The sequence below is a fragment of the Opitutaceae bacterium genome (genome assembly GCA_041395105.1).
Classification (GTDB): domain Bacteria; phylum Verrucomicrobiota; class Verrucomicrobiia; order Opitutales; family Opitutaceae; genus B12-G4.
Genome location: JAWLBB010000005.1, coordinates 121,524 through 136,801 on the forward strand (window position 1 = coordinate 121,524; position 15,278 = coordinate 136,801).

Sequence of the window (15,278 nt, forward strand, 5' to 3'; positions counted from 1 at the left end):
ATTCCCGCCTGGCTTCTTTCCTCCCGCTTGACCCGTTCCGGTAAACAGACAACAGGTTAACCGACCCGTTCTGTTTTCCATGATCCGATCTTTACTCGTCCTTCTCGCCCTCTCCCTCGCGCTGTTCGTCGCCGGTTGCGCCAGGTCCACTTCGAAAATCGAAAAGGCAAATGCCGCGGGCATCCTCCATTTCGGGAACGGCACCGAAGTGCAGGACATCGACCACCAGGTCATCACCGGAGTGCCCGAGCACAAGGTCGTCATGTCCCTCATTGAGGGCCTGGTCATGGAAAACCCGGTCGACCTCAGCCCCGAGCCCGGCGTGGCCGAGAGTTGGGAGATCTCGGACGACCAGCTGACCTATACCTTCCATCTTCGCGACAACGCCGTCTGGACCAATGGCGACCCGGTCACCGCCGAAGACTTCCTGCTTTCCTACAAGCGGATCCTTACTCCGTCACTGGCCTCCGAATACGCCAACATGATCTACGACTACGTGGAGAATGCCGAGTCCTACTACCACGGCGAGATCACCGACTTTGCGGAAGTCGGGCTCAAGGCGATCGATCCGCATACCTTTCAGGTCCGCCTGCGCAGCCCGACCCCCTATTTCCTGAACATCCTTGCCAGCCACTATTCCTGGTGGCCCGTGCCGATCAAGGTCGTCGAACGCTTCGGCGGACTCGACCGCAAAGGAACCGACTGGACCCGTCCGGAAAACTACGTGGGCAACGGACCGTTCCGACTGAAGTCCTGGAGGCCGAACCAGAAGATCATCGTGGAGAAGAATCCCCTCTACTGGGATCGAGATCGCGTCCGTCTGAATGAAATCCACTTCTACCCGGTCGAAAGCGCCGACACCGAGGAAAGGATGTTCCGGACCGGACAACTGCACCGCACCTCCACCGTCCCACTCTCCAAGCTCGACGTCTACCGGCGGGACAACCCCGGCGTCCTCCACATCGACCCGCTTCTCAGCGTCTATTTCTACCGCTGCAACGTCACCCGCGCCCCCCTTGATGACGTCCGCATCCGCCGCGCTCTCGCCCTGGCCATCGATCGGGAAAGTCTGGTCAGGAACGTCCTTCGGGGTGGTCAGACACCCGCCTATAACTTCACCCCGCCCGGTTTCCCCAATTACCATCCCATGGCCCGCCTCCAGGGCTCCCTCGAGGATGCCCGCCGATTGCTGGCCGAAGCCGGCTATCCCGGCGGAAAAGGCCTCACCCCAATCGAGATCCTCTACAACACCTCCGAGGGGCACCGCACCATCGCCGAGACCCTGCAACAGATGTGGAAGACCAATCTCGGCATCGAGGTCCGCCTCCTCAACCAGGAATGGAAAGTCTATCTCGACTCCCAGGATAATCTTGACTTCAGCCTGAGCCGCAGCGGCTGGCAGGCCGACTATGTCGATCCCAACACCTTCCTGGAGATCTTCGTGACCGGTGGGGGCAACAATGATACCGGCTGGTCCAATCCCGAATACGACCGGCTTCGACGGACCGCTCTCGAGACAGCCGATCCTGAGGCCCGCTTCGCCATCTACGAGCGCATGGAGCAGATCCTGATCGATGAGCTGCCCATCATCCCGATCTACCACTACACCAGCAACTACCTTCTGGATCCAAGCGTCAGGGGTTGGTATCCGACCGTCCTGGACAACCACCCCTTCAAGTACATCCACCTCAAACTCTCCGAGTGAGTCTCAGGACGTTTACCCGATTCCTCCTGGCCCAACACCGCCGGGCAACCTTCGTCCTGTTCGGGCTGACTCTTGCCGCCTGGACCGTGGCGCTTTTTCTCAATGCCTCGCCCGTCGCCGGAGGGGCCGACAGCAGCGGGTATATGAACAATGCGCGGCTGCTGCTCCAAGGTCGCCTTCAGGGCGACCTTCGGCCCATCCCCGAGGTGCCCGAAAATGCCGTCCCCCTCAATGGCTTCGCGCCTCTCGGCTTCCGGGCCGACCCGGACAGCCTGAACCTCGTTCCCACCTACCCCATCGGGTTCCCTCTCCTACTGGCTCCATTCCAGGCTGTCTTCGCCAGCCGCGGTGGAACCCTGGCCGTCCTTGTTCTTCTGGGTCTGGCCGCTCCCCTCCTCACCTGGAAACTGGCGCGCCGGACCGGGTTGCCTGCAGAATGGGCCGCCTTCTGTGCGATCTGCCTGACCACCTCGGCGGTCTTTCAGATGCACGCCTACCTTCCGATGACCGATGTCGAAACCCTCGTTGTCGCCACGTCCGCACTCATCGTTCTTCTGCGATTCGACCGCAGTCCCTGGAACGGTGTTTTTCTCGGAGCCCTCCTCGCGTTCGGTGTCCTCAGCCGACCGGCCAATATCCTGCTCTTCCTCCCGGTCGTGGTCTATCTCCTGCAAAATCCCCGCCGACTGATTCAGAGCTGGACCATCGTCCTTGGGGGACTCCCGGGAGCCGTCTTCCAGATCTGGATCAATCTCAGACTCTACGACCGGGCACTGACCACCGGCTACGGAGATTTCCGTGCCTTCTTTGAACTGGAACGGATCCCGCCCGCACTCGGGTTCTTCTTCCACCAGGGGTTGACCCTGATTACTCCGATGGCGCTGTTCGGATTCCTCGCCTCTCCGTTCGTCATCCGGCGCAACCTCCCGATCCTGCTCGCACCCGCAGTCCTCGTCCTGAGCTACCTCCTCTTCTACTCATCCTACTATTTCGCCAGCGAATACTGGTGGTCTCTGCGCTTCATCCTCCCGGTCTTTCCGGCGGTCATCATTCTGGGTTCCCATGTCTGGTCTCAGCTCCAGGAACAGGGCCAAAGGCTGCTGTCCTCTCCTGCGGCCAAGGGTCCCGACACCTTACACCCGGGACCCTTGGCCCTCAAGTGGGTGCCGTTCGGCTTGAGCATCATCGCGATCCTCATCGGGCACCAGACGAGTCGAAACCTCTTTGTTCACCAGTTCCACCTCGAGGAAGCGCAATACGCCGATTCCGCCGCATGGCTGGCCGAACACACCGATCCCGGCGATGTCATCCTCTGCATGCAAACCAGCGGCAGCGTGTTCAATGAACTGCCCAATCCCATTCTGCGCTGGGACATGATGGATCCGGAGCGATGGCAGGCGGAAATCGCCCCCGCCCTGACCCGGGAACGCCGCGTCTTCGCCACCCTCTTCCCCTTCGAACGTGACGAGAACGCGGTCCTCGTGAAACGGGTTCCCGGAAATTGGATCCACCGCGCCGACTTCGGACGTGTCTCCATCTTCGAGCTCCAGCCGTAAGGGGTCTGGCCGCTTTTTCTATACGATTGGGCCGAATCATACAGGAAAAGCGGCCAGACCCCTTCACGACTCCACTTTACAGTCCAGCAAAGTCCTCATTGGTCATCCTGGATCAGGCCTCCAGGCTGCCCCTGACTACAGTAAAGCTCCTGCGCCTCCCCGCGATGAACCGAATCACCGTTGCCCTCTGTTCCCTCGCCCTGACCAACCTGCTCCCGGCCGCTGATCGAGCCGAGGTTCCCAACGTTCTCTTCATCGCGATCGATGACCTGAAACCGATCGGCTCGCTCTATTCCGAAGAGCCCGGCAATTTTCTCCAGCACGTCTATCCGGATCCGGTTCTCCGCAAGGCGGTCGCCGCCCGAATGACGCCGAATATCCAGCGTCTGGCCAACCGCGGCGTCACCTTCATGAAGGCCTACTGCGCCGCACCGGCCTGTAACCCATCGCGGGCCGCTCTCATGACGGGTGTCCGACCCCATGTCTCCGGTCTCGCCGACAACGCCAACGCCGTCTTCTTCAGGGACTGGGAATTCAATGGCGAGAGGCCACTGGCCGATGCAGTCACTCTGCCCGAGCTGCTCAAAGCCAATGGCTGGTACACCGCTTCAACCGGAAAGATCTACCACTCCGGCCAGGACTTCGAAGACTCCGACGGGCATCGTTCCTGGACCGACTGGACCCTTGTGAAAGGGGACGCCGGCCGCAATCAACGATCACCCTGGAGCCCCAGGAGCCTGGCCTGGGGACAGGAAGGCGATGACGGTGCCTCCCACCGGTCGACCAACGACTTCAGGAAAGCCGATTTCATCGCCCGGGTCCTCGAAGACGGACAGGCCACCAATGAAGGAACCGTTTTTCAACTGCCGGAAGACAGGCCCTTCTTCCTCGCCTGCGGGATCTTCCGCCCGCACCTCCCCTTTTACGCAACCAAAGATCTCCTCGACCTGTTTCCAGCCGAGGAAATGACCATCACCCGTGAACTCCTGACCGAATTCATGCAGGATTGTGACGATCTCCCGCCGACCAGCCTGAAATGGACCGGGGTCAAATTCGAGAACGGCGACCCGGTTCTCGATACCGAGCGCTTCGTCGATATCCTCAATCTGGGCAAAGAGTACGGTGGGCCGGACGGCGACCTGGCCGGATGGAAGGACATGCTGACCCATTATTTCGCGAGCTGCGCAGTGGCGGATCGCGCGGTCGGCCGACTCCTCGACGGCCTTGAGCATGGTCCCTACGGCGAAAACACCGTGGTCATTCTATGGAGTGACCACGGCTACCACCTCGGCGAAAAAGTCCGGGAAACCAAGTTCACCCTCTGGGATGACGGCGCCCTGAGCAACTTCATCATCGCTGATCCCGCAAGACCGGAAACGGCCGGCACCCGCTGCGACCAACCGGTTTCCCTGACGGACATCTACCCGACCGTCGCCGCCCTGGCCGGACTGGAAATCCCCGATCCCCGCAATATCGGCACCGACCTGAACGTGCTCCTCGATCAACCGGGAACAACCTTGGTCCGTCCAGCGCTGACCACTTACCGCGATGTCGATTGCAACATGGTCCGGACCCATCGGTTCAAGCTCATCCGCTACGGAAAAACCGAGCCCGAACTCGAGGTCTACGACATGGACAACGACCCGGAAGAAATCCGCAATCTTGCCGGCAAACCCGAATGGGCCGACGAAGAGGCGGAATTGCTGACCATCCTCGACCTCACCCTCCAGTAGTCCTTTCGCCCGACCATGCATCCAGTCGGCAAAAACCTCCTCATCCTTGTCGCCGGCCTGGCTTCCCTGTCTCACGCCTCCGTCTCCCAGCCGCCCAACGTCGTCCTGATCGTGGCCGACGACCTCAACAGCTACGCCTTCTACGGGACGCACCCGCAGGCGCGGATGCCGCATATGGACGACTTCAGGAATACCGCGGTCACTTTCGATCTCGCCTACTGCGCCGCACCGGCCTGCGCCCCGTCCCGGGCCTCCATGCTGACCGGACGCTACCCGCACTCGACCGGCCAATACTGGAACGGAGCCCAGGGCGATGCGCCGTTCTGGGAAAACCCGATCTTCACCCCACTGGAATCGCTCCCGGAAACGTTTCGAAGAAACGGATACACTACTTGGGGCGCCGGCAAACTCCAGCACGCCAGGTGGCCCGACAACCGGGAACGCGCGGCCTGGGACAACTACCCGCCCCATGGCGGCGGCTTCGGTCCGTTTGTGCCGGAGGAAGCAGCCATCGAAGGAGACAGATTCTGGGGCGCTCATGAGTGGACCGGACCCGACACCGACTTCCCCGATGTGGTCAATACCAACGCCGCCATCGAGTTTCTCGAAAAGGAACACGATAAGCCCTTCTTCATGATGGTCGGTCTCTGGCGGCCCCACACCCCTTTCACCGCTCCAAAACGCTTCTTCGATCTCTTTGACCCCGACGAGATCCAGGTGCCCCCTCCCGCCTACCTCGAGGGCGACTTGGAGGATGTCCCCCAGGAAGGCATGTCGATCTCCGGGATCTGGGGCAAACGCTGGCTGAACAGCGGCAAAGACCATCCGGAACGCTGGCGCCGACTCATGCATGGCTACCTCGCCGCCACCGCCTTCGCCGACTGGTCCGCCGGTCGGGTCATCGAAGCCCTCGACGTCTCGCCCTACGGCAAGAACACGATTGTGATCTTCTGGTCCGACAATGGTTTCCACATGGGCGAGAAGGATCACTTCGAGAAATGCACACTCTGGGAAGCCGCCGCCCAAACCCCTCTGGCCATCCGCATGCCTGGCCGGCGCAATGCCGGCACCACATCCACCCGTCCGGTCAACGCGATCGACTTCTTTCCCACCCTGGTCGATCTCTGCGGGCTCCAGCCGCCCCCTCAGGAACTCGAAGGCCAGAGCCTCCGCCCGCTCCTCGAGAACCCGACTGCGACCTGGGACCACCCCGCCCTCACCACCTACGGCGAAGGCTACTTCTCAGCCCGTGACGAACGCTTCCGCTATATCCGCTACCCGGACCATACGGAGGAACTCTACGACCACCAGGCCGACCCCGACGAATTCCGCAACCTGGCCAACGACCCCGACTACCAGGCGGTCAAGGAACGCCTCCGCCAATACGTCCCGAAAACCTGGGCCCGCAACCTCGGCGGTCGAAGGGGTTAAGGGGTCATTGCTTGACTCTTGACAAATGGGGAGGTCCCTTTGTCAAGAGTCAAGCAATGACCCCTACAGATGGAGCCCTGTATTCGATGAACAAGGTCCGGTAACACCCCTCAACCAGATACCCGCATTCCCGATGCAGACGGTTGAAGCGGATGGCTCGAACCACGTCGATCAGGGAGCGGATACGGCCAGTCCACGGCGTTGACCGCGCTTGATGAACATTCTGTCGAAGGTTTTCATGCCTTCGCCGTCCCCACAAACGAAGTGAAGTGCATCCGCAAAATCCAAGCCGGCAGAAAAATGATCGATGGCCGACACCATCTTCGTCCGGTCGGCAACCCGAACGGTCTCCAGCCGCAACAGGCTTCGGAATGCGTCGGCAATCTCATCCGCCCTACACCCGTAGGCCGCCCGCAGAACCCACTCCGTCTCCATGAACACCGTGTCCGGAATAAAGACCGCCCCCGCCTCGAACAAACGCTTGGCCCGCGCGGATTCATTCGGCGCATCCTCTACCAACAAGCGCACGACGACATTTGTATCCGCAGTCATGATCGCTGCCAGCGGCTCTTGAACTCCTCGTCGACGGCGGCACGCATCGCCTCCACTGAAATCCCTTTCCGCTTCGGATTCAGCATGCCCGCGACCGAGTCGACCGTGAGCGGCTCGCTCACTTTCTGCAGCCCGATGGCCTCTTCCAGAGTACGTATGATCTCGGCCTGCAAGCTACGGTGGTTCGCCCGCGCCCGCCTCTTGTAATCACGGTGCAATTGCTCCGGAAGCTTCTTGATGGTTATCGAAGACACGAACCAACCCTAGCAACCAATTTGGTTGCGTCAAGCGATCAGCGCAGAGGCGGCGAATGGGAGGACGTCTTCGTCCGCCTGACCACCCCATGTAATCTCTGGCGACACCCCGTTACTGGCTCCTCAGAAATCATGGATACCTGGACTGACCATATCGGATCCCCCCGCCGTTCGTTCTCAACCCCGGGTCACCCGCAACAGCAATGAGCCGTGCGGCGGCAGCTTCCGGCTCAGGGTGATCCCGGTCAGCGGCTCCAGATCCTGGCCCGCCCAGAGGTCCCGTGCTCTGGCGCCGGAGCTGATCCCGATCGAGGCCAGGGAGACCGCGTTTTCGGCTTCGACGTCCCGCAGATTGAAGAGAGCGATCACTTTGTCACCACGATTCGGATACTCGGAGACCCAGACCGGCAGGGTCGGATCGGTCCCGGGGAGAGGTTTGCCGCCGACACAGTCCTGGTTGACCTCAAGAACCTCCCGATTGGTGAGGAGGGCCAGGGTGGCCGCATCCGTCTCCGGCAGGTGACCACCCATCATGAGCGGGGAACGGAAGATGGCCCAGAGCGAGAGCATGGTGCGGGCTTCATCCGGGGTGAACCGGGAATCCCGTTCCGGCCGCTTCGGTCCGCGCTTGCAGATCCGCCCGAGCGGCAACATGTCGGCATCGGGCCAGGCGCCGGGTTGACGGTATCGCCACCACCGCGCGCAGAGGGAGAACATCCGCTTGAGCTTCGGCCAATCGTCCCAGAAATCCGCCGACATCCGCCACATGTTTGCGTTGTTGCGCAGGTGCTCGGTCGAGGCGACCGGTGCGTCACCCGGCGAAAGGCTGAGCACGATCGGACGCCCGCAGTTGTCAATGGCCGCGCGGATGGCATCGATTTCGCTCCCGTGGTAGGGACCCATTCCGCGGTCGGTCCCGTCCGCCAGGATATCGTCGACCTTGACGAAATCCACGCCCCATGAGGCATAGAGCCGGAAGCAGGAATCATAGTAGGCCTGTCCGGCGGGATGCCTGGTATTGACCGTCTCCATATGGTCGAGCCACACACATTCCACCAGACCGGTCCCTACGTCATGGGTGGTGTACTCACTGCCCTCGATCTGGAAGTAATCGCCGGTCACCTGCCTGGGTATGCCCCGCATGAGGTGAATGCCGAACTTGAGCCCGAGACCATGCACATGATCCGCCAGCGGCTTGAAGCCGGCTCCACCGACCGAGGATGGAAACCGATTGGGTGCCGGGATCAGGCGCCCGTGGAGATCGACATGCAGCAGCGGCTGCATGCCCTTGCCGATATGCGGGTTGGCACAGGCCCCCGGCGCCGGATGCGACCAGCAGAAATCGACCACCACGTATTCCCAGCCGGCCGGCTTGAGGTGCTCGGCCATGAAGGCGGCATTCTCGCGGATCTCCGCTTCAGTGACATCCGAGCCGAAACAATCGTAGCTGTTCCAGCCGAGGGGTGGTTTGGGGGCGAAATCAGTGTGCATGGTGATCTTGAGATTGATGGCTCTCGCGCAGAGACGCTGACGTGCGGAGTGGCTGGATTTGTGCGGCATGAAGCGTCCGATACTCCATGGATCAAGGGAGTCGGATCATCGCCGGCCCCGCAAGACCGGCGAATAGGACCGTCAAGCAAAGACCAGAGCCATTGGCTCCGGAACCCACTCACCGGATCAGGGATCCGCTTAATGGGCAGATCGAGTCCTCTCCGATCTCCCCTACCGCGATAGTGCCCCATTCGACCATTGTTCCCGGACACCCTGGGGATTTCCGGCCGAATCTCGAAGTGACCGAGATCCTGACCCCGACCGATGAGACCGCAGACCGCTTCGGGCGAGGATGGCGATGGCGTTGTCCGATGGAGACCCCACAGGCTTGATCCTGGCCGGGAGAACGGCTAGGGTCCCCTTCCATGTCGGCCAATCCGTTCGAATCCATCGTTGTTGCCTCCCGTCCGGGCAAACCCCGCACCCGGGGTCTGACCATGATCGCCGACTGGGGCCTGCCCCCGGGCCAACAGGGTGATCTGCTGACGATCAGCGCACCCTTTATCGACCTGGCCAAGGTGGCGGTCGGGATCGCCGCCCTGCTGCCAACCGAGATCCTGCGGGAGAAAATCCACGCCTACACCGGGCATGACATCCTCACTTTTCCCGGCGGCCAATTCCTCGAGTATTCAGTTATTCACGACAAAGCGGAAGCCTATTTCCAAGCCGCTGCCGCCGCCGGCTTCCGCTGTATCGAAGTATCCGACAATCTCCTTGAAATCGAACTTGAGGCGAAGTGCGCCCTGATCAAACGCGCGATCAACGACCATGGCCTGCGGGTGCTGGGCGAGGTGGGCAAGAAGGAAGGACTCGGAGCCACGGGCGACCTGGCCGAGGACGCGGCCCGCTGCCTGGAAGCGGGCGCGGAGCGGGTGTTTCTGGAAGCGGCTGATTTCTTTTCGGGCGAAGTCAAGGAAACCGCCCTCCAGGCAATCGTGGATCGCTGCGGAACCGATCCCCTGATTTTCGAACTCCCGGGGCCCTGGATCGACGGTGTGACTCAGGCCGATGTCCACAGGATCACCCGCTGGCTGATCAACCGTTTCGGCCCCGAGGTCAACATCGCCAACGTTTCTCCCGAAAACGTGCTCAAACTGGAAGCCCTCCGTCTGGGGATCGGGGTTAATGCGGGACGGGTTTGAGCAGAACGACAAAGGTCACTGAGGCGACGAAGGAATATTCCGGTATCTGGTGCTGATAATCCGTTCTTGGACCCTCGTCAAACAGGACGAATCGACATTCCCTCGGTGAGCCACCAAACCCATCTTCCTTGCGTAGCATCCCATGCCCTCCGACGGAGTGATCACTGAAATCGACGTAGCCATGCCGATGAGGGACGGAATGGTCCTGCGGTCTGACCTTATGCGCCCGGATGGTCCGGGGCCGTTCCCTGCGCTCCTCAACCGGACACCCTACAAGAAATCCGTCGATGATCTAGAGGCATTCGCTCGAGCGGGCTACGCGGTCCTCAGCCAGGACCTCCGCGGTCGCTATGCTTCCGACGGGGAATTCGTTGTCTTTTCCGAGGAATGCACCCTGGATGCCGAGGACGGCTACGACTCGGTCGAATGGATCGCCCGACAACCCTGGTGCACCGGACGGGTCGGCACATTCGGAGCCTCCTACAATGCCTGGGCCCAATACCAGCTGGCCAGATTGCAGCCACCCCATCTGGTTGCCATGTCGGCGGCCTCTATTCCCACCGAGCTGACCGATGTGGACTGGCCCGGAGCCTTCAAACCCGCCCGGCGCCTGAAGTGGTGGTTCACCAACATGGCTCCGGATCTCAGGCGGCGCGCCGGTCTGCCACCCCCGCATACCAAGGAGGAAGCCGTGGCGGAGTGGGAGGCGAAGATCGGTGAGGATTTCATCCATCGACTTCCTTACGTTGAGCTTTGTGATCTCCTGCCTCCACCCCTCAGGACTCAGGCGCGAAAATGGATGGAGAACCCGGGCATCCGGCCCTGGAGGCTGGAGGACGCACACCGAAAAATCACCGTCCCCAACCTCGACTTCACCGGCTGGTTTGACCACTGCTGCAGCATCGGAAACTTCCTGGGGTTGCGCGAAAACGCAGCGACGGAGATCGCACGCAACCAGACTCGCATGGTGATCGGTCCATGGAATCACGGCGGATTCGGGCGTCGGGTCCTCGGCGATTTCGATTTCGGATCGGAAGCCGCTGTTGACGTTCAGCAGATCCAGATCCGATGGTTCGACTACTGGCTGAAGAGAGAAGCGAATCGCTTGCAGGAAGAACCAGCGGTTCGCTACTTCGTCATGGGGTCCGGGCGCTGGAGATCAGCAACCACCTGGCCACCGCCCGAATCCCGATTGAGAACCTTGTTCCTCGACAGCCTGGAAATGGCACCGGGTCCCGGCACCAGCGGGAGGTTGTCCGAGGACGGCCCGGATACCGAGTCCTGCGTGACCTTCACGTCCGACCCCAATGCCCCTGTCCCCACCCTTTGGGATTCAAGCTGGTTTTCCCGTGTCGCCGACCGTCGCGAGCTCAATCACCGGACCGACATCCTCCGTTTCCGTTCGGAACCACTGAACTGCGAGCTCGAGATAGCCGGCAATCCAGGCGCAACGATCCTGCTCTCGTCCGATGCGCCCGACACGGATCTCTTCGCCCGCCTGGCGGATGAATATCCGGACGGCACTGCCATGGAAATCTGCTACGGGATGGTTCGGGCCCGTCATCGCGACGGCACGGACAAGGAGGCGCTTCTCAAGACCGGAGAGAGAGTAGGCATCACCATTCCGATGGGCATCACCGCCTGCCGCTTTGCGGTGGGACACAGGATCCGGCTGGAGATCACCTCAAGTGATTTCCCCAACCACGATCGCAATCACCAAACCGGACGCAATGACCTCTTCGACCCGGAGCTGCGGGTGGCCAGGAATACCGTGTGGCAGAGCGTGAACTGCCCTTCCCGTCTGGAGCTTCCCGTGATGACCGGTGATTGACCTTGGCAGAGTGGATCAAGCAGGACTCAGAAATGGGGTTGACCCCTCGGCGGACCAGGGACCGAGTCGGTTGACCGGTAATCCCCGGCAATGCCCTGCAGGCAAACGGATCATGGTCAAACGGGGCCGGATGATGTAGGATGAATCCATGGAAAGGCGTCAATTCATGAAAGGAATGCTCGCTTCAGCAACCCTGGGAGGAATGGCTCTCCCCAGGACCATGTCGGCATCGCCCGCCGAGGATGAACCTCACTACGGCTACCTCGGCCGGGTGAAGGGTTATCGCGAATGGCAGGTCATCGACCCCGGTCTGAAGATCACCAGACTGGAGACTTTCAATCGGGGTCCGCTCGCTCTGGTCCGGGTCACGGCCAGCGACGGCAGCACCGGCTGGGGACAGATCGCCCCCTATGACGCCAATCTGACCGCCCTCGTCCTTCACCAGAAAGTGGCACGGCATGTCCTCGGACGCGACGCCTCGGAAATCGACGCCATCAACGACCGGGTCATCGACGCCAACATGAAGTTCCCCTGGTCCTTTGTCTGCCGGGCCCTTGGAGGCATCGACACGGCCCTCTGGGATCTTTACGGCAAGAAGCACGGCAAACCGGTCTGCGAACTGCTCGGGGGCGACCTGAAACCCATCCCGGCTTACGGTTCCAGCATGAGTCGGAGCCTCAGCCCCGAAGATGAGGCTGAACGCCTCGTCCGCCTGCGGTTCGAAGAAGGTTTCGGGGCTTTCAAAATCCGGGTCGGGCAGAGTACAGGCCACGACCGGGATGCCTCACCGGGGCGGACCGAGGCCATTATTCCAGCGATTCGCAAGGCCCTCGGATCCGAGGTCGATCTCCTGGCCGATGCCAACAGCTGCTACACTCCACCCCGGGCCATCGAAGTCGGGCGAATCCTGGAGGCCCACGGCTACTACCACTTTGAGGAACCCTGCCCCTACTGGGAACTGGAGTGGACGGCCGCGGTGAATGCAGCCCTCAAGATGAAAGTCGCCGGTGGCGAACAGGACAACGACCTCGCCCAGTGGAGGCGGATGATCGCGATGAAGGCGGTCGACATCCTGCAACCCGACATCTGTTATATCGGCGGGATAACCCGGACCCTCCGGGTTGCCCAAATGGCCCGGGGCACCGGGCAACTCGTCGTCCCGCACGCGGCCAACCTCTCCCTCGTCACGGTCTTCACCATGCACGTGATGGCCGCCCTACCCAACGCCGGACCCTACCTCGAGTATTCGATCGAGTATGAGTCCGAACTGACTCGCCAGGTGCGGGAGATGTTCGACCCGGCCCTGCAGGTCCGCGACGGTGTAGCCCGGATCTCACCCGAGCCCGGATGGGGCGTGACCGTCCGGCAAAGCTGGCTGGATCATGCCGAGTACCAGGTTAGTGAATACGAAGGAGGCTGAATGCGCGCAACAGTCAGCGTGGACGTCCCCGGTACCTCGCGTTGGGCGCCTCGAGAAAGTCGCGCTGCCGATCGGTCAGATCGGCATAGCGGGCACCGTCAAAATAGACCGCGGACCAGCTGACCGGGTGCGGGCTGTACTTGTAGAAGAGGGTTCGCCTCTCCGACTTTCCAGTCCAGGGCAACGTGCCATGGGTCAACGCCTCGGTGAAGATGATCGCGGTTCCGGCCGGACCGGTCACCCGCCGGATGGCCGGGTGGATCTTCTCGGACATGTCCTGCCAGTCCTTCGGGAAGGGGTAGTTCGCCTTGTGGGAACCCGGCACACAGGCAAAGCCGCCGTCGTCCGGCCCCACATCGCGCAAATTGTAGGCGATCACAATCAGGCCGTTGTGGATGCGGCCGTCACGAAAATGGTAATACATCGACGGCTCGAAGGGAGCGCCGCCACCGTGGAGGGTCGCCCCGATCGGGCCGAGGCCGGAACGGATAACGTCGAGGTAGATGTGATCCAGCCGCGGCGACCTTCCAAGGAGCGGTTCGAGGTAGGGCAGCACACCGGGGTTGTCGATCATATCCCGGTAGGGCTTGCCCCATTCAAGCAGGTCACCGAAACGGTGGGTGTTGCCGGTGAAGGTTTTCTCGGCCTCGATGCGTCGGTCGAGGACCCCATTGAGCTGCTCAAGCTGGTCGCGGGTGAGCGCGTTCTCCACCACCAGATAACCCTGAAGATCGAAAAGGTAGGCTTCCTGTTCTGTCATGCCACCAGTCTCCATCGTTTGGGTCATTCTGGCGATGACATAAACGATCCGGGTTTCCGGTTTACTTCGGGATCTCCTGCCAGGATCCCTTCTCGGTCAGGATGCCGGTATTGCATTGCGGCAACTCGGTGACCACCGGGCTGCCGCCGCCGACCGGGGTGAAGGTCCGGATCATCCGGATGAACGGGGTGTAAAGGTTGCGGTAGAGCCCGCGCTGCGTGTCGGTCTCGACCTTCTGCAGGTAGCCCGTGACAACATCCCACTTCATCTTCCCGGTCTTGCGGCGTTTCCCGCCCATGATGTGCTCGTAGACATCAACCGGTCCCTTGCCCGCGCCCAGCCAGACCCCGGAGGAGAATTTGACGCCATTGCGACTGATCTTGCGGCGATGGAAATCCCAGTCCAGCGACACCAGCACCTTGTGGGTGGAGGTCTGGGTGCTGCCGGGATCGCCGGGGTTGTTCGTGCGGATGGTGTCACTGGCTTCCTGCCAATGGGTGCTGGGGCCGTTGGGCATTGGTCAAATGAGGTTGAGGGTCAGCGGAAGGCAGGAGGCGTCTCCTTTCCCGTTTTTATCGGGCCCTGAGAGAGGATCTGTAGGGCTGGACCTCGGTCCATTCCGCACTGGTTCCGACGGCACGGCGCGAGCGCCGGCCCTACAACCCATCGTCCATTCCGTAGGGCTGGACCTTGGTCCATGCCGCCGCTAGAAATACGAAACCCACCATGCCCGAATCTGCACGGAAGACCCAGACGCTTCGCGATGGACGTATATCCATACCTGGTGCCTGGTATTTCCTGACGGCATGCACGCATCAGCGTCAACCATTGTTCTCCAATTCGGCCATGCGGATTCTGACCAACCGACATATTCGCGAAGCCCATCTGGCCGGAGACTGCTTTGGCTTTGCCTCATGCATCATGCCGGATCACTGGCACCTTCTGATCCACTTGGGACAACGTTTGTCCCTTTCACGACTGATGGCAAAACTGAAGGCGAACGTGACTCGGAGTATCCGTTCCTCAGGGCCGGTATGGCAGGACAATTTCTTTGAACATCGAATTCGCGAAATCGAATCGCTCGAGGCATTCGCCTTCTACGCCTTCCTTAACCCTTACGTCTCCGAATTGATCTCGGTGCAAGAGCGGTGGGATGGGTGGGACTCAGCAAACCTTCCGCGATTTCGATTTCTTGATGCTATGAAGGCTGATGGCCTCCCCGAACCCGGATGGATCGCCCGAGCGCGGGAAATGACGCCGCCAGGAGAGTGTGATTGATGCTTCGACGGCACGGCGCGAGCGCCGGCCCTACAACCCATCGCCAATCCTGGAAAGCTGGACAT

At 61.3% G+C, this 15,278-nt stretch carries 13 protein-coding genes; 8 read left to right on the top strand and 5 right to left on the bottom strand.

Annotated features, from left to right (window positions below):
- Positions 1 to 79 precede the first annotated feature (79 nt).
- From R3F07_15735 to R3F07_15750, 4 genes are all read left to right on the top strand, one after another.
- The gene (locus tag R3F07_15735; GenBank protein MEZ5277832.1) at positions 80 to 1,705 is read left to right on the top strand and encodes a peptide ABC transporter substrate-binding protein; all 1,626 of its coding nucleotides are present in this window, start codon (positions 80 to 82) and stop codon (positions 1,703 to 1,705) included.
- A complete protein-coding gene (locus R3F07_15740; GenBank protein ID MEZ5277833.1) occupies positions 1,702 to 3,261 on the top strand; it encodes a glycosyltransferase family 39 protein in 1,560 nt (519 codons plus the stop codon). Before R3F07_15735 ends, R3F07_15740 begins: the two co-directional genes overlap by 4 nt.
- A gap of 164 nt (positions 3,262 to 3,425) precedes the next feature.
- Positions 3,426 to 4,994, top strand: coding sequence for a sulfatase-like hydrolase/transferase (locus tag R3F07_15745; protein MEZ5277834.1), 1,569 nt, complete (start codon positions 3,426 to 3,428; stop codon positions 4,992 to 4,994).
- 15 nt (positions 4,995 to 5,009) lie between these two features.
- A complete protein-coding gene (locus R3F07_15750) occupies positions 5,010 to 6,425 on the top strand; it encodes a sulfatase (GenBank protein ID MEZ5277835.1) in 1,416 nt (471 codons plus the stop codon).
- A 171-nt stretch (positions 6,426 to 6,596) separates the two neighbouring features.
- On the opposite strand, the gene R3F07_15755 is transcribed toward R3F07_15750, so the two are convergent.
- The 3 genes from R3F07_15755 to R3F07_15765 form a co-directional block, all read right to left on the bottom strand.
- Positions 6,597 to 6,977, bottom strand: coding sequence for a type II toxin-antitoxin system VapC family toxin (locus R3F07_15755; GenBank protein MEZ5277836.1), 381 nt, complete (start codon positions 6,975 to 6,977; stop codon positions 6,597 to 6,599).
- The gene (locus R3F07_15760) at positions 6,974 to 7,231 is read right to left on the bottom strand and encodes an Arc family DNA-binding protein (protein MEZ5277837.1); all 258 of its coding nucleotides are present in this window, start codon (positions 7,229 to 7,231) and stop codon (positions 6,974 to 6,976) included. The genes R3F07_15755 and R3F07_15760 overlap by 4 nt, the downstream gene beginning before the upstream one ends.
- Before the next feature lie 177 nt (positions 7,232 to 7,408).
- Entirely contained in the window at positions 7,409 to 8,791 is a 1,383-nt protein-coding gene (locus R3F07_15765) for a glycoside hydrolase family 27 protein (GenBank protein MEZ5277838.1), read from the bottom strand.
- Between the two features lie 356 nt (positions 8,792 to 9,147).
- On the opposite strand from R3F07_15765, the gene R3F07_15770 reads away from it, so the two are divergent.
- The 3 genes from R3F07_15770 (at position 9,148) to R3F07_15780 (ending at position 13,175) form a co-directional block, all read left to right on the top strand.
- Positions 9,148 to 9,924, top strand: a complete 777-nt coding sequence (locus R3F07_15770) for a phosphosulfolactate synthase (protein ID MEZ5277839.1) — start codon at positions 9,148 to 9,150, stop codon at positions 9,922 to 9,924.
- Between the two features lie 142 nt (positions 9,925 to 10,066).
- Positions 10,067 to 11,755 (top strand): CocE/NonD family hydrolase, encoded by a 1,689-nt coding sequence (locus R3F07_15775; protein MEZ5277840.1) that lies wholly within the window; start codon positions 10,067 to 10,069, stop codon positions 11,753 to 11,755.
- A 220-nt stretch (positions 11,756 to 11,975) separates the two neighbouring features.
- Entirely contained in the window at positions 11,976 to 13,175 is a 1,200-nt protein-coding gene (locus R3F07_15780; protein MEZ5277841.1) for a mandelate racemase/muconate lactonizing enzyme family protein, read from the top strand.
- A 13-nt stretch (positions 13,176 to 13,188) separates the two neighbouring features.
- Here R3F07_15780 and R3F07_15785 read toward each other — a convergent pair whose 3' ends face one another.
- Together R3F07_15785 and R3F07_15790 are read right to left on the bottom strand one after the other, a co-directional pair.
- Positions 13,189 to 13,935, bottom strand: coding sequence for a phytanoyl-CoA dioxygenase family protein (locus tag R3F07_15785; GenBank protein MEZ5277842.1), 747 nt, complete (start codon positions 13,933 to 13,935; stop codon positions 13,189 to 13,191).
- Between the two features lie 61 nt (positions 13,936 to 13,996).
- On the bottom strand, positions 13,997 to 14,452 hold the full coding sequence (locus tag R3F07_15790) for a hypothetical protein (protein ID MEZ5277843.1): 456 nt from the start codon (positions 14,450 to 14,452) through the stop codon (positions 13,997 to 13,999).
- Between the two features lie 209 nt (positions 14,453 to 14,661).
- Between R3F07_15790 and R3F07_15795 the strand changes: the two genes are divergently transcribed.
- Positions 14,662 to 15,213, top strand: a complete 552-nt coding sequence (locus R3F07_15795; GenBank protein MEZ5277844.1) for a transposase — start codon at positions 14,662 to 14,664, stop codon at positions 15,211 to 15,213.
- The last annotated feature ends 65 nt before the right edge of the window (positions 15,214 to 15,278 follow it).

Excerpts from the sequence above, each read along its gene's own strand:
- R3F07_15735 (MEZ5277832.1), top strand. The coding sequence starts at position 80 with ATGATCCGATCTTTACTCGTCCTTCTCGCCCTCTCCCTCGCGCTGTTC.
- R3F07_15785 (MEZ5277842.1), bottom strand. The coding sequence starts at position 13,935 with ATGACAGAACAGGAAGCCTACCTTTTCGATCTTCAGGGTTATCTGGTG.
- R3F07_15780 (MEZ5277841.1), top strand. The coding sequence starts at position 11,976 with ATGTCGGCATCGCCCGCCGAGGATGAACCTCACTACGGCTACCTCGGC.
- R3F07_15755 (MEZ5277836.1), bottom strand. The coding sequence starts at position 6,977 with ATGACTGCGGATACAAATGTCGTCGTGCGCTTGTTGGTAGAGGATGCG.
- R3F07_15795 (MEZ5277844.1), top strand. The coding sequence starts at position 14,662 with ATGCCCGAATCTGCACGGAAGACCCAGACGCTTCGCGATGGACGTATA.
- R3F07_15775 (MEZ5277840.1), top strand. The coding sequence starts at position 10,067 with ATGCCCTCCGACGGAGTGATCACTGAAATCGACGTAGCCATGCCGATG.
- R3F07_15765 (MEZ5277838.1), bottom strand. The coding sequence starts at position 8,791 with ATGCCGCACAAATCCAGCCACTCCGCACGTCAGCGTCTCTGCGCGAGA.
- R3F07_15750 (MEZ5277835.1), top strand. The coding sequence starts at position 5,010 with ATGCATCCAGTCGGCAAAAACCTCCTCATCCTTGTCGCCGGCCTGGCT.
- R3F07_15770 (MEZ5277839.1), top strand. The coding sequence starts at position 9,148 with ATGTCGGCCAATCCGTTCGAATCCATCGTTGTTGCCTCCCGTCCGGGC.
- R3F07_15745 (MEZ5277834.1), top strand. The coding sequence starts at position 3,426 with ATGAACCGAATCACCGTTGCCCTCTGTTCCCTCGCCCTGACCAACCTG.
- R3F07_15790 (MEZ5277843.1), bottom strand. The coding sequence starts at position 14,452 with ATGCCCAACGGCCCCAGCACCCATTGGCAGGAAGCCAGTGACACCATC.